The sequence below is a fragment of the Bacteroidales bacterium genome, assembly GCA_012519055.1.
GTDB lineage: Bacteria > Bacteroidota > Bacteroidia > Bacteroidales > Salinivirgaceae > JAAYQU01.
In genome coordinates this window covers 33968-55945 of sequence record JAAYQU010000027.1, presented here as the reverse complement: position 1 = coordinate 55945, position 21978 = coordinate 33968, and the positions used below count along the sequence as shown (strand labels likewise).

The window sequence follows — 21978 nt, the reverse complement described above, 5'->3', positions numbered from 1 at the left end:
CAGAGTAATAAACGGAGCTGCTGTTTTGGTTAATCAGACTAATCCGTAAATTAACCTCTTTGTTTTGAAGTGTTGTGCCATCTTGTTTTTGTATGGCGGCTTGATAGTTAAAGCCTTGTTGTTGTGCTGTTGCTGTTGTAAATACCACTATGCACAATAAAATAGAGAATAAATTTCGTTTCATAGCGTCTGGTTTTTAATTTATTACGTGTTAATACCTTTTGTATTGTAAAGTAAAAAAAATAATTTTATAAAGCAAGACCTATTATTACGTAGTGAGTTAGGTGTATTTTGCAATTTTTATAATAACTTGATTATTAATAGCATGAATTAAGTATATGTTGAATAAAAGGTAAGTTAATGAATTGTTAAAAAATAAAGTAAAAGTTTATAAAGTGTCCCAATGGTCACTTTACTTCGACTACGTTTAGTGTATCACGATGAACTCAGTGAGCGAGATATGTTGGCTGAGTTTATGTCTCGATAAACTCAACAACAGTCGAAGCCAACACAATAATCGCACTTCGATGGTTGTTGAACCATCGGAATCCGAAGTATGTGTAAACCAGTTATCTTTCTTTTGGGTATGTGTATTTTACATCGGCATTAACCATTGTAAAATTTTATAAAAGAATGGACTTTTATAAAATAACAACTGGTATAACAAAAATATGTTTTACTTTTGACTTGAGATTTCAATGTAACTGTCCACAAACATGATGAACCAAACACCATTAAGTTTTCCACAGTCATTAAAGCAAGGCGATACTGTAAGAATTGTATGTACAGCACGTTCAGTGGTGTTGAGTGAAATTTTGAAAGCTGCTGAATGGATTGAAAATATAGGTTTTAAAGTAGAATACGGAAAAACGATTGGCAGTGTTGACCATCAGTTTGGAGGAACAGACAATGAGCGTGCCGAAGATTTACAGAACGCTATAAATGACCCTCACGTTAAAGCAATTTGGTGTGCACGGGGAGGCTATGGTACGGCGAGAATTTTAGATATGATTGATTTTTCGGCTCTAAAGAAAAATCCAAAATGGATAATCGGCTTTAGTGATATAACAGCCTTACACGCAGCGTTATACAATGAGGGGTTAATAAGTATGCACGCTCCAATGCCCATAAATGTCAACGATACCAAAGAAAATGGAGCTTCTCTTAAATTAATGTTTTCGTATTTAACTGGTAAGTATGAGTCAATACAGTGGTGTAAAAGCGATAAAGATGTTCAGGGTATTGCCAAAGGTAATATTGTTGGCGGAAACTTATCGGTTATTTACTCGTTGCGTGGAACTAAGTACGATATTGATACAACCGACACTATTTTGCTGTTAGAGGATATAGACGAATATTTGTATCATATTGATAGAATGTGTGTTAACTTTCATATCGGGGGAAAATTTAAGAATTTAGCAGCCCTAATTTCCGGACAGTTTACCAAAATGAACGATAATACCATAAACTTCGGAATGACGGCAAACGAAATTATTGAGCGGTATTCCAATATCAACCAAATCAATGTTAGGGCATTCGATGCTCCATTTGGTCATATAGATTATAATTTGCCATTCTTGCATGGAGCTTCGGCTACCATAGAGGTTGGAAAAGAAAAAGTAAAGCTAAGTTACAATGGCTGAACACAACGATTTAGGTAAATATGGCGAAGAGTTAGCCCTTAAATATTTAAGAAACGCAGGATTTCAAATTAGGTGTACCAATTGGCGTTTCAGAAAATACGAGGTTGATATTATTGCAGTTAAGGATAATACGTTGGTATTTGTTGAAGTAAAAACACGTACACCAAGTCCGATATCAACGCCCGAAGATAGTATGACGCGTGCCAAACAAAAGCAGCTTATAAATGCTGCTGACACTTATATAAAAGCAAATGATATTGAAATGGAATCACGAATTGACCTGATTTCGATATATGTAAAAGGCAATAAACATTGGATTAAACATTACGAAAACGCAGTAACTCCACAGTGGTAAAATTACGTGAAATATCAATTTTTGAGGATGTAGTAAATCTCTTTTATCCAAGGCTTTGTGCAGGCTGTGGCAATCCATTAATAAAGGGCGAAAGTCAGGTTTGTTTACACTGTTTGTACAATTTGCATCGCACAAATTTTCATAACCAACGTGATAATGTAATTGAGCAAATATTTTGGGGTAGGGTGTTAGTAAGATATGCTACAGCGTATTGTTTTTACCACAAAGAAAGCAAGTTACAACAAATGATATTCAAATTAAAATATCATGGACAAAAGGAGATAGGGTTTGTTTTAGGTCATGAATTTGGTAACGAACTTAAAAACTCTGTATTCAATGAAATAGACGTAATAGTTCCCATTCCATTACACATCAAAAAAGAGAGAAAACGCGGTTACAACCAAGCTGAGTGGATTGCACAAGGGATTGGAAAAGCGATGGGTAAACCCGTCAATACCAAATCGGTACAGCGAACGCTTGAAACTTCAACTCAAACCAAAAAGAGCAAATTTGAGCGGTGGAAAAATGTAGAAAATATCTTTAAAGTCGTTGACCCCCAAGCAATCCGCGATAAACATATTTTGCTTGTCGATGATATTATAACCACTGGCTCAACTTTAGAGGCGTGTATCCACACTGTTTTAGAGATAGAAGGGACAGTTGTTTCGGTGGCAACTATTGGTGCAGCTAAAGATTAAGCTAAAAGGCTATCTTTTTTTCTTTAGAATAAAACTAACTTCTCCGCAAACACCTGCTCACCTGTTTGAATAACCACAAAATAAATTCCTGTAGGGGCAACATTACCTTTAGTACACTCTCTATTCCATTGAAAATCAAATATGCCCATATTGGAATTTTTAACAGTAGTTGAGTAAATTTGTTTGCCCTGTAAGTTTATTATTTTTATTGTTGCTTGCCCTTCCGGAGAAAAGAAGTTTATATTTACCGTTTCTCTTGCAGGATTAGGATATATATTAATTGTCTTATCTACTAACCGTGGCTGTTCTTGAATGCCTACCTGGTTTTCAATAGCCAATTTTCTAATTTCTAAATATGTACGTTCATCGTTGATCCTTATATTACTAAGTAAATACAATAGTGAGTCCTTTGCAAGAAGTTTATTAAAAATAGGCTGCTTTGATTCTAAAAGGGTATCTGTCCAACCATCATTATTATTTCTATAATATTTTAACGAATTGCCCCAACCTCCCGCAATATGCTTTGTGCCATTCTGCTCAATAAACAGAGAGTGTGACTCACTATATCCAGAGGCAATTTTCTCAAAATGCCATCTGTTCCTATAATAATTTCCAAACATTGTTGAACCTCCATCTATAACAGAATTGAGAACAAAGTAGGGGATAGAGTCTTTATCTAATGTAAAATCGTGGTATTTATAACTATCATCAACTAAGTTAAAGGGTAGCCATTGTCCGTTACTGTAGTAAGAATAACCAATTGTGTTACCCCGAAAACCCGAATAATGCAAAACATCATTTTTATCAAACATAGCTTTCCCTGTTGTAAATCTTTTCGCATTGTCTGTTGGACCTTGAACTATAGTACTAAATTGATTATTAAAATAGATAACAATCAAAGAGCAAGATAAATCTGCTTTGGGCCATAAAATATATGCTTTGTCGTTACTATCTATTGCTAAGCAGTGAGTGCGAAGCCAATAACGATAATCATGTGAGCCGTTAACTGCAATCTCATCACCCCATATATCCCCTTCTAATTTCTTTAAAAATATTCTAGATTGTTCAACCTCCGTTTTTAGCGAAAAATATGATAATAAAACTGTATTATCGCTATACAAGGCAAGTATAGGATTATAAATCAAATACCCGATACCCAATGTTAATGTTATAGGCTCTGTCCAGTCCTGCCCCTGGTTTATTGATTTAATATATACCAAAAAGGAATTTGTTGTACTCCCAAAGCGCTGAACCCATACAACGTGCAACACTCCATTTTTATCAATTATCATATCCGATTGGCTGATATATATCATATCATATGGGGTAGTTATATAAACCGGTTCGCTCCATTCTTGCGCTTTTGCTTTCTGGGGAGTTATTAAAATAGCGAACAGCAATAAACCGTAAAAAGCAAGTAGTAAATTAGATATCCTATAGCACATGGTGTTTGTTTTTTATCTATTCGGTTATTACTATTGTTTCTGTTTTTACCTGTTTATCCGATACTGCTTTAACTAAATATACTCCTGGCGGTATTTTTGTTTCCATAATATTTTGGGACGGTGGTGCAGTTGTTTTAAAAACCAAAAAGCCTTTTATATTATAAATCTCCACTTGCACACTGCTTGTTGAGTTTGTTTCTATTTTTATTCCCTTATGAATTTTAGAGGGATTTGGAAAAACACGTAAAGTAAAACCTTTTAAATCTGCTGTTTGTTCTATACTATTTGGGTTTTGATTTTCAATTTTAAGTTTTCTTATTAAAAGCCGAATATTGGAATTAGAGGATGGACTATTGAAAAACATGAGGTACAGTAATGTGTCTTTAGTAACAAGCTTGTGGTTGTAAAATTTTCGTTCTCCAGATTCAATTATTTGAGATACACAAATAGCGTTTTGTAATGTATAATGCATCTGGTTGTACCCTGTTCCTGTTTCCTCACTTTGCACAATATGTACAGTGCCATTTAGCTCTACAATCAATGAATGTTTATTGCTACGTTTAGGTGTAAGTACAGATGTTTGCCATCGGTTATCAATTAGTGTTGTGTAATGTGTTGTATCCATATAATTTGCCCTTGAAACCCAAACAATATGTGGTTCACAGTTTTTTCCGATAGCCAAGCTCATGCTAACATATCGCGGTTTGCATACAGAATCCGGATATGTCCATATGTTTCTCACTTTTTTAAAGTAAGTAATATGTGATACACCAGATTGTGAAAGTTCGCTTGTTATCGCGTGTATATTATTATATTTGTCAAGTTGGACTTTAGTGTTAGAAACTCTTTTGTCACTTGGATATGGCCTAGAAATAGGACTAAAATCACCATTTGAATATGTTCGATATAGAAGTTCCCGTGTTGAAAAACGGTGCCAAAATATATGTAGTATTCCTCTTTTATCCATTACTAAACTGCTTTCGTGGGAACTACTCATACCTTCGCTTATATCTATTGGCTCTCCCCATATATTGCCATCAAAAATTTGCATATGTATCCTAGATGTGGTTTCAGTACTTGCATTATAAGTATATGTAACATATAGCTTATTATCAGGTCCAACAGCTATTTTAGGACCGCACATCCAAAGAGATATATTATTAACTATATCGTAAGGTTCGCTCCAAGTTTCTCCTTGATCGGTTGATTTTGAATATAGTATTTTTCTAAGGTTATCAGACATATAGTATTCCCATACAACGTGTATATGGTTATTGTTGTCAATTACAAAATCAAGATCTTCTGCATAATAAGTTCCTTGAAATATGGTTATTGGTTCGCTCCACTCTTGCGCCTTTGTGGTTTTTGGAGCTATTAAAATAGCAAATAACAGTAGGCAGTATAAGGTTAGTGATATGTTGGATATTTTGTTTTTCATGGTATTTGTTTTTGGTGTGCTACATGCTTAAAACAGTTTTAATCTAATATTCAAACGCACACCCATCTCTCTGTCAAAAACAGGGAGATCGTGTTATTTTGTTTAATCACAAAAAAGTGCAGTTTGAGTTGCGCATTATTCCTGTCAAATCTAAAGAATAAAAATTGATTTGTCAAGTATTTTGTTAAAAAAACGTTAAAAAATTGCTTTTTTATTTGCACAAGTCAAAAATATTGTTAGGGATATGTTTGAATATTTGAAGAAAAACAGATACGATAGATTTGGCAAACTAATATTTTAGTAAGCAGACAAGTTGGAGTGATTTTTTGTTGTAAACAACTACAAATTATCAATATATTTGTTGCTTCACTTAAATTGACAAGTTTTGGAAAGAGTTAAAAACGAATTTCCTACAAGCAAAATTCCTCAATGGGTTGCCGTATTAACAAAACGTTTAATACTTGTAGTATCATGGGGCTATATACTCTATCGTTTTATTTTTGATGACTTTTTCAATGTCAGCCGTCTGTTTTATATCTCAATTGATAACAACTTTTTACTGCAAATAACTTTAGTTCTGACACTTGTGTTTGTCAATTGGGGATTAGAGAGTTACAAATGGAAATTTTCTCTTTCAGGATTTCATAAAATATCGTTTCCAAAATCATTTCTGGGAGTTTTATTCGGTTTGTCGGTTGCGATTTTTACTCCCAATAGGTCGGGAGAGTACGTAGGTCGCATTTGGGTTATACCCTCGAAGTTTAGAGTTAAATCAGTCGTTGCTACTGTATTTGCAAATATTCTGCAGCTGTCTGTAACGTTAATATTTGGTGCTTTTGCTCTCTATTTTTGGCAAAAAAGCAACGAGCTCCCCTTTCAGCTTGATTTTGGCAAAATAAATCTATTTGTAATAATATTTTTCCTTATTCTATTAGTCCTAATTTTTTCACTTCTATTTTTTATTTTAAATCCTACATGGTTTAAACGTACTATAATTCAACCTATTCGCGATTTTATATCATACTGGACAATACCTTTAACCATAAAAGTGTGGTGTTTAAGCTTTTGCAGATATTTGGTGTTTATAGTTCAATTTTGGTTGTTGCTGAAAATTTTCGATGCTCAAATTCCATTTATCGAGACATTTTACGGTGTTGGTATAATGTATTTGGTTATGGCTTTGCTTCCTATTTTGACATTTGCCGAACCAGCTGTTAGAAGCGCATTGAGTGTTGCGTTTCTCTCTGTTTTTAACAGTAATGATGTTGGCATTATTTCTGCTTCACTTGCTATGTGGGTATTCAATCTGGTGATCCCTTCTGTTATAGGTTCTATTATGCTAAACTCTTTAAAAACAAAAAAATATGATTGACACGCTCTTAATAATTCTCGGAATTATTTTTCTGATTGGGGGACTTGTAGGTTGCATTGTTCCGGTAATTCCGGGACCACCTTTATCTTTCTTGGCTCTAATGCTTTTAGAATGGACTGATTTGGTAGATATTGATAACCAATTGTTATGGATTTTATTTGCAGTTACAGTAATAGTTACAGTTCTCGATTATTTTTTGCCCATATGGTTTGTGAAAAAATCAGGCGCCTCTAAGCGAGCAACTTGGGGTGCTACTATAGGTTTGATAGTTGGACTAATATTTTTCCCTCCGATAGGGATAATAATAGGACCATTAGTTGGGGCTTATATCGGGGAGATAACAGTTTCATCAGATGCAAAAAAAGCCGTAAAAGGCAGCTTGGCAACCTTTGGCGGCTTTGTTTTTGGGACATTGCTAAAATTTATGATTTCCGGTTATATAATCTGGGTATTTGTCAGGGAATTATGGGTAGCAATTTGAGTTAAAAGTTAAAAGCGTTGCGCTGAGCACAGTCGAAGTAAGCAATTAACTATTACATGAATCTTTTACCTTTTACCTCTCACTTTACGGTTCCAACATCTCAAAAACCTTTTTCACTCCTGTAGAGGCAGGTTCTTTAACAAATGTGATATTTGGGTAAGACGATACCGCAATTGGATTAGGATCAACTACAAAAATAGGTACACCTCTTGGAACATAGTTAATAAGTCCTGCGGCAGGATAAACATTCATCGAGGTTCCAATAATTATAAAGACTTCTGCTGTACTCGATATTTCTGCAGCTTCTGAAATTGCAGGTACAGCTTCGCCAAACCAAACAATATCAGGACGCAGCTGGTATCCTTTTTCGCATTTGTCGCCTATTTTAATCTCTTTGTATCCAATATCATAAACCAAACTATCATCATATGTCGAACGGACTTTTGTAAGCTCTCCGTGCAAATGGAGAACTTTTGAGCTACCAGCCCTTTCGTGCAAATTGTCAACATTTTGTGTAATTATGTGGATATCGTATTTTTCTTCGGCTTTTGCCAGATCTATATGGCCTGCATTTGGCTTAGATGTTTCCAACTGTTTTCTTCTATCGTTATAAAACTTTGTTACAAGTTCGGGGTCTTTTCTCCAACCTTCCGGGCTTGCAACTTCCATAACATCGTATTCTTCCCATAATCCGCCCATATCGCGGAATGTACGAATTCCACTTTCTGCCGACATCCCGGCTCCTGATAATACAACAACTTTTTTCATTGACATATAATTTAAGGTTTAACACAAATTTAATCAAAATAGATTAAAAATAAAAACGGCATCTAAAATCAGATGCCGTTTGTGTTTATTTTCTTCTTCTGATACGAGGTACGTAATCGGTTCCAGTAACCCTAAACTCGGTTCTACGATTGAGACTATGAGCGATCTCCTGCATCTCTTCCAAGGGGAGACTGTTAATATATGTTTCAGTCAAAATAACTCCAGATTTCAAAAATTCGTATCCCGGCATTGTTTCAAAATCGGCTGCCTCTTTTGGGGTAATTAATTTCGGTCTCTCTTTTCCATATCCTACAGCTGTAAGACGTTCGATATCGATTCCGTATAGAACTAAAAAGTCGACAACCGATTGCGCGCGTTTTTGCGAAAGGTCTTTATTAAATTCGGCACTACCACGAGCATCTGTGTGAGCACTAAGCTCAATAGTAATATTAGGGTTGTCGTCGCGTAAAATTTCCACAAGTTCCTCCAATGCTGTCATTGACTCAGGTCTTAAGTCCCATTTTCCAAAGTCGTACATAACGTTTACTAGTCTGGGAGCATCGTTTGGTGTCATGTAAATAACGGGTGTGATTGTTTTGTTTTCAGTAATCCCGAATGTAGACTCTTTTCCTCTACCTGCAAGGAAGCCCCCTTTCCTAGTTATAATGCGATAATCTGTATTTGGATTAAGATTTACAGTAAGTGTTCCGTTTTGTTCTGTTGATTTTGTTTCATTAGTACCGTCGCTTCCAATAATGTTAACTGCAGCATCTGATATTCCGTCGTTGGTGCGTTCACTTTTTACGGTTAACATCATTTTAAACTCAAGCGGAGGGAGTGTAAATTGGAAGATATCATCTTTTCCTCGTGATTCTGGTCTATTTGATGAAAGGTAACCTCTCTCTTTTTCCGATTCAAATACAATCCCAAAATCATCTCTAACAGAGTTAATTGGATATTGCAAATTTTTGACTTCCCATTTTCCATCAACTTTACTGGCACTAAAAATATCTAACCCTCCCATGCCTAAATGTCCATCTGAACTGAAATATAGAGTACCATCTGCGTGTACATATGGAAAAACTTCGTCACCGGGGGTATTTATTTCAGGACCTAAATTTTTTGGTCTGCTCCACTGTCCGCCCTCGAAGGTTGAATACCATATATCTTTTCCTCCTTGTCCTCCTGGCATATTTGTTACAAAGTAAAGTGTATTTTCATCTGGTGATATTGCAGGATGACCTACTGCAATTGAGTCTGATTCAAAAAGAGGTACTCTTTCTGCTTTTCCCCAAGATAAGCCCTGCTTTTTCGATACATATATTTGTGTTGTAAGCTTTCCTCTGTCATTTGGTCTCATTGATGTAAACCACATTGTATTTGCTTTGGCATTTGTACACAACGCTCCCTCTTCATAATCGGTATTCACTTCTCCATCAATAGGTTCTGGTTTTGACCAATTTCCTTTCCTATCTATTACCGATGTGAAAATATCGGAATAATATTGACCGGTTACAGGGTTAATTTTTCCTCCAGAAGATTTGTCATTCCCAGATGTAAAAAATACTCCTTGATAATTGTCACGTGCGTATGCTACACCATAATCACTCTCTCTTGAGTTGAAGTAATACATTGGAATGACTTTGTGTCGGGTAGGATTTTCCGTCCATTTTTTTGCTGACTCAACTGATTTAAGGCCACGCTGTCCGCGTTGACTTGATGGTTCAAACTCAAGGAATTTTTTGTAGTTTTCTATTGCAGCATCGTAATTACCATTTGCATGTAAGGCTTCGGCATAGTATAAATATGCCAAGTTTGAGTGCGGATCTCTACGGGTTACTTTTCTAAACCATGATTCTGCCTGTCTGTAATCGTTAATAATTTTGTAACAACAAGCTACCTGATAATTGATATATCTTTTTGTTAAAGGGTCTTTTGCCTTAGCAAATGCATATTTATACAAGTCAATAGCTTCGAAATACTTTCCTTTATTCAGTGCTTCATCAGCTTTTGTGGTAACTACCGTTTGGGCATTTAAACCCGAAAATAGAGTAATTCCTACAAGCAATATAACCAGCCGTAATGCCTTCATATTAAAAATGTTTATTCGTTTATTGATATTTTTATTCCAAATTTATAACAACTTTGCCGATTTTTCAAACAAATTTACTCCAAAATTGCGTAACAACTTCAACCATTTTGCTTTTGTAAACGACAAAGATATAATATATTGTATAAAATGGTGTGTTTTGATACCCGATTTTTATTAAATCTCTTTCAACTTCAATATAATAATTAAACCATTAAGGTATTAAGAACCATTAAGTTTTGGGCGACTACAAGGGTTGCACCCACATTAAATCTGTGGTAATCTGTTTAATCCGTGTCATCTGTGTTCCAATTGCTAATTGCAGACTTACCAATTTACTTGTTTTCTCGCAAATGGCATTGTCATACAACGTGCTCCGCCGCCACCACGTGGCAACTCATTTCCATCGAGGGTGACAACATATTTTTTATAATCGTTCACATTTACTTTGTTAGAGCAAATGTCAGCAGCTGCAAGAACTTCAAATCCATGTTTATTTAATTCATGTATAGTGTGTACATTTCTTGCATATCCAATTACTTTACCCGGTCCCAATGCAAAAAAGTTTGCCCCACTGTGCCATTGTTCTCTCTCCATAATCCAAGTGTCTATTGTACCTCCGCAATTAATTGGCTTCAAATCCATTCCTAATTTTTTTAAAGCCGATAATAAATTTGCTTCATTTTTTACAGTAACATTGTCATTATCAATAGTTATGTGTATGGTCTGATAACGATTGGGTTTAAGAATAATTGGCTCAAATACCATGCATGAATCTTGATCTAAAAGAGTAAAAATCATATCCAAGTGGATGAAAGAACCAGGAGATGAAGGAAGTTCTTGAACAAGAATGTGTTTTATTTGACCCTTCACTCCAAACTCTTCTAAAATAAAGTCTATTCCTTGTGATGTTGTTCTTGAACTTAAGCCAATAATTAAAACGTCTTCTCGTGCAACAAGAATGTCTCCTCCCTCTATTGCGACGTTGTCATTAAAGAGTGATTTTTCGACAGGGTTTACTGTTGTAGTTCGTAGAAGTGGATGATATTCGAATATTGTTTGCATAATGAGTGATTCTCTTTCACGAACTTTGTTTGCCATTCGGGCTATAAGCATTTTGTCTCCAATTGCTATTGATGAATCGCGCGTGAAAAAGAAATTATGCAAGGGTTTTATTGCATAGTACTCTTTACTAAGATATTTTGTAAGATTATCTTTTGCGAGTGCAACACCTTCAATAAGTTGTCGTGCCAGTTCGCTGTCAGATAACATTATAAGTTGCTTTTTAGGAAATAGTGGCTTTTCATTTTTGTACATTGCATCAATTAAAAACTCTTTAGCCCGGAAGTTTGCGATTGTTTCTGCAAGGAGGTCATTAACTAAAAATACGTTGGCATGTTTTTCCAATACAGTTTTAAAGTAGTAGTACTCTTGCTGCGCAATAGATAAATTTAATATATCGCCATAAAGTGCACTTTCGTGATTTTTCGGGGTCATATTTTCAACCTCTAATCCGGGGACATGGATTATTACACCCTCTAGATCGCCAATTTCAGATGTGACGCCTACTTTTAATTTGCTGCTCATAAGTTTTATGTTTTAAACCCTTCTGTTATTTCAATGGAGCCATTGTCGATTTATTATAGCTTTTTACAATTTCATTATTTCTATATAGTGTAACTTGAGAAGTGTCTCCTAAATTGTCATAGATAACCCAAAGACTGTCGGGTCTGTCATCTTTATAATAACCGGACATGTTTATTACCCCACCAGGAAAAAATACCTCAGAAAAGCCTTGACGTTTACCCTCAACATATTCGCCTACACTCCAAACGTTACCGTTTTCGTGATAAGCCCTCCATTCACCAAAACGCTTATCGTCTTTCATTTCACCAATAATTTTCACTTGTCCCGATTGGTACAGCTCCTCGTACAAATAGATATTTTCTTTTGTGTTTTTTGTGGTCTTTCTAATCTTTATTTCACCATTTTCATAAGTTTCAACAATTTCAACACTCTTTGATTTATTGCATGAAACTAACATGAATCCTACTAAACCGATAACAAATATCTTATACATAGCTCATCTGTTTTTAATTTTTTGAATACGATTTTTTTTGCGAGTGCAAAATTATAAAAATAGCTTTAATTCTCCTAATAAATCGGAGCACAAGAGTTTTAAGCGGATTTAACTAGTAATTAATTATTAAAAATTATATGGCAAATGAAACAAAAAGTTTGCAAATGCAATGTGTAATTTTGTGTTTAAAACAGTAGTCTTAGTGAAATAAGCTACTTGTTGGCTTAGTTACATTTTCAACAATTTAGTTGTATAGCTGTATTTATCCTTTTTAAGAACAACTATATAAAAGCCGCTTTTAAGACTTGATATGTCTATAGTCTTATGAGTACCTAGCTTATTTCTTTCAATTAACAAAATGCCTTCTACTGAATATATCTCTATAGAATCGTAGTTGTCTTTAAAATGAATTACATTGGTAGCAGGATTAGGAAATATGTGGCTCTGTAATGTTGTAAGTTCGCCTATAGATAGTAGGGTATTAGTCTTTCCATGAATTAGTTCAAGAGTTGATTTATTGCACATATATATTTTAAAATAAAATAAATCTCCATTACTTTTTTCCAAAGCAATATATGATGTGTCCTCGAGAAATAAAACAACATTATTATATACGCATGGAGGGTAGTGCCCACTACTGTAATTCAACAATGTTCCTTCAGTATTACAAAAAACCTGATTGCTGAAAATTGTATCACCAAAATTATACTTTTTCACTACGGATGTTCTTCTTGTAGTATCTTGAACCTGCCCGTTAGAATTTATGAATTGAAAATGTTCTATGTAACTTGTATCTATATGGATTGAAAAATCATTAGATGTAGTTAAAGAGATTTCAAAGCTATTTCCAAGTCCTCCTATGTAGCAATTTAAATAAAAATGTATATCTGGATTTGAATCTTGATCTATATCAAGGTAGTAATTAAAAGTAGAGCAACTCATGGAATCATAAGAAGATATTATTGTGTCCTGAAATGGAATATTGTTTCCTCCCAAATTGCTATCGCCAATTACTAAATATTGTGCATTAGTCTGTTCAACTATAAGTATTAAAAATAAAATTGTCGTAATCCTTTTCATTTTTCTAATTCTTTTAACTGTTGCTAACAAATAACTTACGAAGTAAAGATACAAAATTAATAAGTAAAAGAAAGTATTTTCTGGTTTAACCTACCATTAAATTGAAAATAACTATAAATCTGACATATTTATATCGCGCTATTAGGTTGATAATAATATATTTATATGTTTTGTTAAGTAAAAAACAGCAATTATTGCACAACAAATATTTGTCAAATAACCGATTTGCGATTAGTTTTGTAAGTAATATATAAAACAAGAAATCTACAAATATGGAAAGAGTAGTAAGCGGTATTCGCCCAACAGGCAGGCTTCATTTGGGGAATTACTTTGGAGCAATGGTAAATTTTGTGAAAATGCAGGAAACAAACGACTGTATGTTTTTTATTGCAGACGTACATTCTCTCACAACACATCCAAATCCGGTTGATTTACACGGCAATGTCCGCCAAACTTTAATAGAATATTTAGCATCGGGACTTGATCCTGAGAAAGCGGTTATATATGTACAGAGTGATGTGCCTGAAACATATGAGCTATATTCGTTACTAAATATGATTGTTTATATCGGAGAGCTTAATCGTACCACCAGTTTTAAGGATAAAGTAAGGCTAAATCCCAACAACGTTAATGCTGGATTACTAACTTATCCTGTGTTAATGGCTGCCGATATTCTTATTCATCATGCGGCTAAAGTTCCAGTGGGGAAAGATCAAGAGCAGCATTTGGAGATGACACGAACCTTTGCAAGTAGATTTAACAATATCTATAACGTTCAGTATTTTAAAGAACCTACTGCATTTAATTTTGGTCAAGAGCTAATAAAAATACCAGGTCTTGATGGGTCAGGAAAAATGGGAAAATCAGAAGGAAATGGAATTTTCTTAGCCGATGAGCCTTCAGTTATTCGCAAAAAAGTTATGAAAGCAGTTACCGATTCGGGTCCAACCAAGCCAAATTCGCCCGTTTCGGAAAGCGTAAACAATCTGTTTACAATAATGGACGTTGTTTCAGATAGTAAGACAGTTAAATTTTTCCGTGAATCATATGCAAATTGCACTATCAGGTATGGAGACCTAAAAAAGCAGCTGGCAGAGGATATTATAAAATTTACAACACCTATTTATGAGCGAATGCAAGAGCTAAGCAGCAACGAAGATATGCTAAAAAAGACAGCTAGAATAGGAGCAGAGAAAGCGCGAGAGAGTGCATCAAAAACAGTCCGAGAAGTAAGAGAAATTATGGGTATAAGAACACTGTAAAAAACGTGTTGAAATAAGCCGTTTTTATACAATCGTGTATGCTATAAATTAAAAGAAATTAATAACTTTGGGAAATTCAAATCTATTTCGATTAACATTTAAGGCTTTTTATAGCATTTAAGCACAATTGTTCTTACTTTTAAAAATGTTTTCGGGTTAAAACAAGCTCTGAATGAAAAATTTTTCATCAAGAAGTAGAAAAAAGAACCTTAGTTCTAAACTGATAGCATACACAACTCTTGTAGTTATTGTTGTGCTTATTCCAGTATTAATTGCTGTTTCTATAAAAAGAAATCAAGAAACAATTGATAGCATCAAAAAGACATTAGATGCAGTTTGTAGTGAAAATGCCTATAAAAGTCAAATAGTATTTAAAGAGTGTCAAAGTTCAGCATACTTTTTAAAAAGCATTATTGAGACACGGGAATATACAATTGAGGAAAAACGTGCTGAATACATAGAAAACAATATTGCTAGAGCTATGGTAAGTAATGCTAATATTTTAGCAATATGGTGCATATTTCAGAACGAAGAAGATTCTGTTGTTGCCGACACAAGTAATATTAACGATACACATAAAAATAATTTCAACTTTGCTTATTATCGTTTGAGCAATAAGGTTAAAAAACTTACCGCTGATGAAGATTCTAAAACGAATGAAATTACAGACTTAGCTATTAACAAAGTTAAAGCAAGTGGAATATCTGCTTTAGACGACCCTCGTTTAGCATCTTACTCAAATAATAATGGCTCTGAGAATTTAGTAGCAAATTTTACAGTACCCATAATCAAAAACAATGTTTTTAAAGGTGTTGTAAGTGTTGATATATCTTTGGAAAGTTTGATAAGTAAAACAACTTCTTCCCCAGATAGTTATGCTATACTATTGTCCAATAAAGGAACTGTTGCACTTCATCCTGACGACAGCCAAAACGGCAGAAACATAACAAATTTAGAACAGTTTAAAAACATGGGGTTTAACTTTTTAAAATATGTGGAGGCAGGTAAACCCATCTCATTTATTACCGATAGAAAGGAGAGTTATGTAACTATATTCCCCATAAAAATTAATGATGATATAGCTCCGTGGGCTTTATGTTTGATTACTCCGTTAGACAATATTTTAAAAAGTAACAATGAGTTTTTGATTTTCTCTATAGTAGCTGGTATTTTGGGGCTTATATTAGCATTGGTGATTATATACTTGATTATAAAAAGAGTACTTTCCCCAACAAAGCTTTTCATAAGCGTTTTTGATAGTTTTAGTCGAGGTGTATTTGATGAAAGTCAAAAAATAATCCTAAATACCAATGACGAACTTTATGCTATGAGTTGTCAAATTAATCAATTGATTGACAATATGAACACCCTTGCTAAATTTGCAACAGAAATGAGCAAAGGGAATTTAGATGCTGAATTTAAGCCACTTAGCGAATCGGACATTATTGGTAATGCCCTCATTGATATTAGAGAAAACAAACGCATTTTGAATAAGAGAGAGGCCGAACAAAAGCTATTAGACGATCGAAAGCAGTGGTCAGCGACAGGTATAAACAAGGTAAGTGAAATATTACGTCAGCATAGTCAAAGTATGAGCCAGCTGACTTTTTCTGCATTGAAGTTTACTATGGAATATGTTGATGCAGTACAAGGTGGAGTATATGTGAAGAATTATGATACTGAAGACGATCTTTATTTTGAAATGACGGCAGCAATAGCATTTGGAAGAGAAAAGATCGCCAAAGGCAAAATAAAACTTGAAGAAGGCTTAGTTGGTCGTTGTGCATCTGAAAAGCTAACCATATATCTTACTGAGATTCCAGACAATTATCCCAGAATTAAATCGGGGCTCGGCAATGCTACACCCAATGTTATTGTGCTTGTTCCTATGAAAACAAATGAAGAGGTATTAGGAGTTGTTGAGTTAATCTCTTTCAAGGAGTACGAAGATTTTGAAATTGAGTTTTTGGAAAAAGTAGGTGATGACATGGCTGTTACAGTGGCAAATGTCATAACAAACCAAAAGACTGTGCGTTTGCTAGAACAATCACAAAGACAGAGTAAGGCCTTGGCGTTAAAAGAAGAACAAGCCAGACAAACTCTCGAAGAGTTAAACGCAACTCAAGAAGAAGCCCGTCACAGAATAGAACAAATATCATCGCTAGTAAGCGCTGTTAATCAAATTTCAATGGTATCTGAGTATGATATTGATGGATATTTAACAGACATCAATGATAATTTTCTACGTCTTCTTGGTGTTGACAGGCAGCAGATTATTGGTAAAAAACAAGGTAGCTTTGACAAAGTCGAAAACAGGGAGAAAAACGACAAAATGTGGGCAAAATTGCGTAAAGGTGAAACAGTTACATCAGTGCAAATAATTGATGCCGGGTTCAAAAACATTGTTTTATCTGAAACTTATGTTCCTGTTAAAGATAGTCAAGGGAAAATATTAAAAGTAATAAACATTGCAATAGACATAACTCATTCATACGGAGATAAAAATGTTAAATAAATATAAAAAAACAACCTCTTCATTTAGGGCAAAATTGTTGTTTTTCGCATTATCAACAACAATTTTTCTTCTAATTTTAACTGTAGGTTATCTGAGCATAAAAACATCTCGCATTTTTAGGGAAGATACAGAACTGTATTTAACCCAAGTAACAACAAGTCTCGCTCAAAAATTGACAACTGAGTTAAATCAAGATTTTAGTTTAGTACAAAACTTAAGCACAACATTAGGTCAGATGCCCAATTATAAACAATCGATTAGTGACAGCATTACTAAAGAGATACTTAAAAGTGCTATTAACGAGCATAATCACATTCAAAACATCTGGTTACAATGGGAGTTAAATAAGATCAACACTAATTTTCAATATGGCAATGTTAAGAGTGGTTTTTATAGACATAACAACGCAGTAAAATTCAAAGTAGATACTCTTGAACACACAGGATATAGTACTAAAGGATTGTATCAACAAATAAAAGCAAATCCTGAAAATACAATATCTGAGCCCTATATAAACTATTTGGGGGAACAAGAGAATAAGGTAATTAGTGTCTGCAGCCCGATAATGTACAAAGGTCAATTTGCAGGAGTTGTGGGAATAGATTTGCCGTTAAACTATTTTAATAATTTGGTGCAAAAAATAGAGTTTTTAGATGGAAGTCAAACTTTTTTTATTTCAAACCAAGGTACAATTATTTCGCACGAATACGGGGAAATAATTGGTGACAATATTACCGAAATACTAGAAAACCGAGAGTTCGATATAAACTCTTTAATAAATGTCGGGAAACGATTTGCCTTTTATCAAAACGGTAGCGACAAGACGAACTATTATATTTGTTTTTCACCTGTTTATGCAGGAAATACAGATACTCCTTGGAGCTTTGGATTGGCTTTTTCTCAAAAAGCTCATTTTTCTAAAAGTAACGAAATACTGTTCAACACAGTAATAGTATGTTTAGTAGGACTTATTATTGTGCTTTTAGCTGCTTATTTATTTGCCATAAGACTTATCAAACCTTTGAACGATGTGTCAAAAGCAATTAACAAGTTGGCACTTGGTGAAATTGAATCTGTAAACAGATTAACAAACGATAATAACGATGAGATAGGACAAATAAACAATTCGCTAAATCTTTTGATAGACAGGATGTTTGAAATGTCAGAATTTACAAAAGGAATTGGAGAAGGGCGCCTTGATGCTGAATATAAAGCACATAGTGAAAACGATGTTATTGGATTGAGTCTCATTGAGATGCAAAATAACCTTAAGGAAGCAAGAGATCAGGATATACAACGGAGAAAAAGTGAAGAGTTGCAAACTTGGATAAATAGTGGAGTGGCGAAAATGAACGAAATACTTCGTCGGCAAGATTTAGATTTTCAAGGACATACATATTCGGCATTAAAATTTGTTGTAGATTATGTAAAAGCAAATCAGGGTGTTTTGTTTCTTGCTCAAGAAATTGAAAATCCAGAGAACGAAGAAGAAAACGTTGAGTTCGTTGCATTTGCAGCGCTTGCATGGGGAAGGAAACGCTCAATAACAAAAGCCTACAAAATAGGCGAATCATTGGTAGGGCGATGTGCTTTTGAGAAAGCGTCAATATACTTAACTCAGGTACCAAAAAATTATGTAAACATAACATCAGGTTTAGGAAAAGCAAATCCAAATTACATTATATTGATTCCTTTAGAAATGAACGGCGATGTATTGGGAGTTGTTGAAATAGCATCATTTAATCCGATAGCTGAACATGAAATAGAATTTATTGAAAAGGCATGTTACAGTCTTGCATCGACTATTGCAGCAAGACAGGTTGCTGAAAGAACAAGCAACTTGCTTGAGCAAACAAAGATGCAAACAGAAGAGTTGACACAAAAAGAGGAAGAGATGCGTCAGAATATGGAGGAATTGATAGCAACACAAGAGGAGTTTGCAAAGCGAGACGCAGAGACAGAGAGTTTGAAAGATGCTGTTAACGTTTTAGCATATATATTCCATTTAGATTTGTCAGGAGAAATTGTATATGTGAATAATAATTTTTGTAACTTCATGGGTATTTCAAAAGAACAACTATTAGGAAAAAGTTTTAATTTTATAAGAGATGTTGAAATATCAGAGCCCGAAGAAATGTCAAACTCCTATTTATGGGAACTATTGTCAAATGGTGAAGTTGTAAAAGTTGATAGAACGTACTCTTTTGCAGGTAATATTCGAAAATTATCTGAAGTTTATAGTCCCGTAAATGACACTGCAGGTAATTTTATTAAAGTAATTTGTGTAGCAACTGAATACATGTTATAATAACAATAGTAAACTCAAACAGATAGAAAAATCATTCTAACATATATGTCCTTGTTATGATTAAAATTTCAGATAGATTAAAACTAAATATAAAAGGAAGATTACTACTTTATATACTTTCCTCGGCAACAATTGTTTATGTTGTTTCTTTCGGATATTTAAGTATTCATAGTATAAATAGCTTAAATAAATCTGCAAAGCAGTTGGCAATATCAAATTCGGAAGAATATGCAAAACAAATTAAAGGTGAATTGGATGGTATTTTTGCAATTACACGAACACTAGCAGATTTGGGCGCAACTTTCCATCAATTAGATTGGGACAAATTCTCTCCTATATTTCTCGAAACACAAAAAAATATAATTGAACAAAACAAAGGTTTTCTGTCAACAGCTACAAGTTTTGAATTAAGGTTCATTGATGCGGCATATAAGCATACTTATGGACGATATCTATTCGGATATTTCCGTAATAATAGAACAGTAACATACTTTGATGCGTATAGAAATATGGAAGGAGATGATGTTAAAAGTTCCTATTATCAATTAAAAACAACAAAGAAAGATTGGTTAAGTAATCCTGAATATTACTCATACTCGGGCAAAGAGGAAGACAACGTTTTGAACACAAACTTTAGTACACCAATTGTTTATAATAGCGAGTTTGTGGGTGTAACAGGAGTAGATGTTGATCTTGGGTATTTTCAAGATATTTGTGATAATCTGAGCTCTTTTGAGCAAGGTTATGCCTTTATACTAAGCAATGACGGATCATGGGTTACAGCCCCAAACAAGAGCTTTTACGGTAAAAAAATCACAGAAACAAATAAAGGATTTGCAACAAGGCATGAGATTTTAGATAAAATACAGAGCGGTACTTCTTTTACAGTCATAGACAACGACTCTTTGGGTAATGAGAGATTTTATGCCTTTTCTCCCATAATATCAATTGGAGACGATAGACCATGGACACTTTGTGTTGCGGTTCCTATGGATGTGGTACTTGCTCCAGCAAAAAGCATGATGAGATTTTCTCTTCTTATAGGCATAATTGGTTTTGTTCTTATGACTGTCATTGTTTATTTAGTATCTTATAGTATCTCGCGTCCCATAAGACAAACAACACAATTAATTAAAAAATTGGCACTCGGTCAAATTGAGTTCAATAAGGACCTTGATACGACGCGCAGTGACGAAATAGGAGAGATGGAACGAAGCATTGAAACTCTGAGTAACGGACTATTGAATGCGTTAAGTTTTGCAAAAGAAATAGGTTCAGGAAATATTAATGCCCAGTATAATAAATTAAGTGAGCAGGACACTCTGGGACAAGCACTCATAGAGATGCGAGAAAACCTACAAAAAGCAGATGAAGAACTTGCGAAAAAGCAGGAAGAAGAAAAAATACAAATATGGATTACTCAAAACCAAGCAAAATTGGCTGACATTATAAGGAACACATCAGGATCAATTAAAAATATGGGATATGAGGTGGTGCGGTTTATTATAAATCAGATTGAAGCATGTCAAGGTGCGTTATATATATTAAATGATAATGATTCCGATGATATTTATTATGAATTAGTATCAGCAGTTGCATATGATAGAGACAGACTAATACATGCCAAAATAAAACCAGAGGAAGGATTAGTTGGACGTTGTGCATTTGAAAAAATGACAGTCTTGCTTACTGACGTTCCAGATAATTACATAAACATCTCCAGCGGTTTGGGCGACGCTAGTCCAAACTGTATTGCTCTGTTCCCTTTAATTAATGACAACATAGCATTAGGAGTACTTGAATTAATATCGTTCAATAAATTAAAGCCTCATGAAATAACATTTATTGAAAAATCAAGTGAGGGAATAGCCTCATTTATCAATTCGTTAAAAATATCACGTAGAACAGATACTCTTTTAAGCCAATTACAAGAACAAACCGAAATGTTGACACAACAGGAAGAGGAAATGCGCCAAAACATTGAAGAGATGCGGGCAACTCAAGAGGAATCGCAAAAGCGCGAAGAGAGTACGCGTAAATTAATTGATGCGATAAACACGGTGTCAATGGTTGCTTTATACGATATGGATGGAACTTTGATAGACATAAATCAAAAGTTTTGCGATGTGTTGGGTCTTCCCAAAGAAAGTTTATTAGGGAAAAAACAGGGCAGTTTTGCTACAAAAAAGCAGACGTCCAAATTGTTTGATAGTTTGTGGTTGGATTTAAGAAATGGAGAAACCAGACAAATAACTCAAGAGATAGAAGTTAACGGAAAAACAATGTGGATTACAGAGTTGTACACACCTGTACTCAATTCATATGGAGAACCCGATAAAGTTTATAATATAACTATTGATTTAACTCAAAGTAAAACAAATACTTAGTGCTTAATGTCATAAACCATAAGTCAATTAACAATTAATAACAATCACAAACCGGGC

General features: G+C 34.3%; 17 protein-coding genes. 9 read left to right on the top strand and 8 right to left on the bottom strand.

Annotated elements, in window-relative coordinates; all coding sequences use genetic code 11:
- Window positions 1-184, bottom strand: a 184-nt coding sequence (locus tag GX311_05385; protein ID NLK15813.1) for a hypothetical protein, incomplete at its 3' end; no start/stop codon positions are given.
- Between the two features lie 532 nt (window positions 185-716).
- Here GX311_05385 and GX311_05380 point away from each other — a divergent pair.
- The 3 genes from GX311_05380 (at window position 717) to GX311_05370 (ending at window position 2696) form a co-directional block, all read left to right on the top strand.
- Window positions 717-1643 carry an LD-carboxypeptidase gene (locus GX311_05380; GenBank protein ID NLK15812.1) on the top strand — a complete coding sequence of 309 codons (927 nt, stop codon included), beginning with the start codon at window positions 717-719 and terminating at the stop codon, window positions 1641-1643.
- Window positions 1636-1998 (top strand): YraN family protein, encoded by a 363-nt coding sequence (locus GX311_05375; GenBank protein ID NLK15811.1) that lies wholly within the window; start codon window positions 1636-1638, stop codon window positions 1996-1998. The genes GX311_05380 and GX311_05375 overlap by 8 nt, the downstream gene beginning before the upstream one ends.
- Window positions 1999-2243: 245 nt before the next feature.
- Complete coding sequence (locus tag GX311_05370) at window positions 2244-2696, top strand: ComF family protein (GenBank protein NLK15810.1); 453 nt, start codon at window positions 2244-2246, stop codon at window positions 2694-2696.
- Between the two features lie 23 nt (window positions 2697-2719).
- Here GX311_05370 and GX311_05365 read toward each other — a convergent pair whose 3' ends face one another.
- Window positions 2720-4141 (bottom strand): T9SS type A sorting domain-containing protein, encoded by a 1422-nt coding sequence (locus tag GX311_05365; GenBank protein ID NLK15809.1) that lies wholly within the window; start codon window positions 4139-4141, stop codon window positions 2720-2722.
- Window positions 4142-4157: 16 nt separating this feature from the next.
- Window positions 4158-5579, bottom strand: a complete 1422-nt coding sequence (locus GX311_05360; protein NLK15808.1) for a T9SS type A sorting domain-containing protein — start codon at window positions 5577-5579, stop codon at window positions 4158-4160.
- Between the two features lie 385 nt (window positions 5580-5964).
- Here GX311_05360 and GX311_05355 point away from each other — a divergent pair, with 385 nt between their 5' ends.
- Window positions 5965-6951, top strand: coding sequence for a hypothetical protein (locus tag GX311_05355; protein NLK15807.1), 987 nt, complete (start codon window positions 5965-5967; stop codon window positions 6949-6951).
- Window positions 6944-7432 (top strand): DUF456 domain-containing protein, encoded by a 489-nt coding sequence (locus GX311_05350; GenBank protein ID NLK15806.1) that lies wholly within the window; start codon window positions 6944-6946, stop codon window positions 7430-7432. The genes GX311_05355 and GX311_05350 overlap by 8 nt, the downstream gene beginning before the upstream one ends.
- A gap of 84 nt (window positions 7433-7516) precedes the next feature.
- On the opposite strand, the gene GX311_05345 is transcribed toward GX311_05350, so the two are convergent.
- The 5 genes from GX311_05345 to GX311_05325 form a co-directional block, all read right to left on the bottom strand.
- Window positions 7517-8200, bottom strand: coding sequence for an NAD-dependent deacylase (locus GX311_05345; protein NLK15805.1), 684 nt, complete (start codon window positions 8198-8200; stop codon window positions 7517-7519).
- 85 nt (window positions 8201-8285) lie between these two features.
- Window positions 8286-10292 carry an OmpA family protein gene (locus tag GX311_05340; GenBank protein NLK15804.1) on the bottom strand — a complete coding sequence of 669 codons (2007 nt, stop codon included), beginning with the start codon at window positions 10290-10292 and terminating at the stop codon, window positions 8286-8288.
- 324 nt (window positions 10293-10616) lie between these two features.
- Window positions 10617-11876, bottom strand: a complete 1260-nt coding sequence (locus tag GX311_05335; GenBank protein NLK15803.1) for an arginine deiminase — start codon at window positions 11874-11876, stop codon at window positions 10617-10619.
- A 25-nt stretch (window positions 11877-11901) separates the two neighbouring features.
- Window positions 11902-12369 (bottom strand): hypothetical protein, encoded by a 468-nt coding sequence (locus GX311_05330; GenBank protein ID NLK15802.1) that lies wholly within the window; start codon window positions 12367-12369, stop codon window positions 11902-11904.
- Window positions 12370-12597: 228 nt separating this feature from the next.
- Window positions 12598-13449: a T9SS type A sorting domain-containing protein gene (locus GX311_05325; GenBank protein ID NLK15801.1), complete on the bottom strand. Its 852-nt coding sequence runs from the start codon at window positions 13447-13449 to the stop codon at window positions 12598-12600.
- A gap of 272 nt (window positions 13450-13721) precedes the next feature.
- Here GX311_05325 and trpS point away from each other — a divergent pair, with 272 nt between their 5' ends.
- From trpS to GX311_05305, 4 genes are all read left to right on the top strand, one after another.
- Window positions 13722-14711 (top strand): tryptophan--tRNA ligase, encoded by a 990-nt coding sequence (trpS, locus tag GX311_05320; GenBank protein ID NLK15800.1) that lies wholly within the window; start codon window positions 13722-13724, stop codon window positions 14709-14711.
- A 172-nt stretch (window positions 14712-14883) separates the two neighbouring features.
- The gene (locus tag GX311_05315) at window positions 14884-17226 is read left to right on the top strand and encodes a GAF domain-containing protein (protein NLK15799.1); all 2343 of its coding nucleotides are present in this window, start codon (window positions 14884-14886) and stop codon (window positions 17224-17226) included.
- On the top strand, window positions 17216-19534 hold the full coding sequence (locus GX311_05310; GenBank protein NLK15798.1) for a PAS domain S-box protein: 2319 nt from the start codon (window positions 17216-17218) through the stop codon (window positions 19532-19534). The genes GX311_05315 and GX311_05310 overlap by 11 nt, the downstream gene beginning before the upstream one ends.
- Window positions 19535-19590: 56 nt before the next feature.
- On the top strand, window positions 19591-21921 hold the full coding sequence (locus tag GX311_05305) for a PAS domain S-box protein (protein NLK15797.1): 2331 nt from the start codon (window positions 19591-19593) through the stop codon (window positions 21919-21921).
- Window positions 21922-21978: the final 57 nt, after the last annotated feature.

Excerpts from the sequence above, each read along its gene's own strand:
- GX311_05380 (NLK15812.1), top strand. The coding sequence starts at position 717 with ATGATGAACCAAACACCATTAAGTTTTCCACAGTCATTAAAGCAAGGC.
- GX311_05375 (NLK15811.1), top strand. The coding sequence starts at position 1,636 with ATGGCTGAACACAACGATTTAGGTAAATATGGCGAAGAGTTAGCCCTT.
- GX311_05370 (NLK15810.1), top strand. The coding sequence starts at position 2,244 with ATGATATTCAAATTAAAATATCATGGACAAAAGGAGATAGGGTTTGTT.
- GX311_05365 (NLK15809.1), bottom strand. The coding sequence starts at position 4,141 with ATGTGCTATAGGATATCTAATTTACTACTTGCTTTTTACGGTTTATTG.
- GX311_05360 (NLK15808.1), bottom strand. The coding sequence starts at position 5,579 with ATGAAAAACAAAATATCCAACATATCACTAACCTTATACTGCCTACTG.
- GX311_05350 (NLK15806.1), top strand. The coding sequence starts at position 6,944 with ATGATTGACACGCTCTTAATAATTCTCGGAATTATTTTTCTGATTGGG.
- GX311_05345 (NLK15805.1), bottom strand. The coding sequence starts at position 8,200 with ATGAAAAAAGTTGTTGTATTATCAGGAGCCGGGATGTCGGCAGAAAGT.
- GX311_05340 (NLK15804.1), bottom strand. The coding sequence starts at position 10,292 with ATGAAGGCATTACGGCTGGTTATATTGCTTGTAGGAATTACTCTATTT.
- GX311_05335 (NLK15803.1), bottom strand. The coding sequence starts at position 11,876 with ATGAGCAGCAAATTAAAAGTAGGCGTCACATCTGAAATTGGCGATCTA.
- GX311_05330 (NLK15802.1), bottom strand. The coding sequence starts at position 12,369 with ATGTATAAGATATTTGTTATCGGTTTAGTAGGATTCATGTTAGTTTCA.
- GX311_05325 (NLK15801.1), bottom strand. The coding sequence starts at position 13,449 with ATGAAAAGGATTACGACAATTTTATTTTTAATACTTATAGTTGAACAG.
- trpS (NLK15800.1), top strand. The coding sequence starts at position 13,722 with ATGGAAAGAGTAGTAAGCGGTATTCGCCCAACAGGCAGGCTTCATTTG.
- GX311_05315 (NLK15799.1), top strand. The coding sequence starts at position 14,884 with ATGAAAAATTTTTCATCAAGAAGTAGAAAAAAGAACCTTAGTTCTAAA.
- GX311_05310 (NLK15798.1), top strand. The coding sequence starts at position 17,216 with ATGTTAAATAAATATAAAAAAACAACCTCTTCATTTAGGGCAAAATTG.
- GX311_05305 (NLK15797.1), top strand. The coding sequence starts at position 19,591 with ATGATTAAAATTTCAGATAGATTAAAACTAAATATAAAAGGAAGATTA.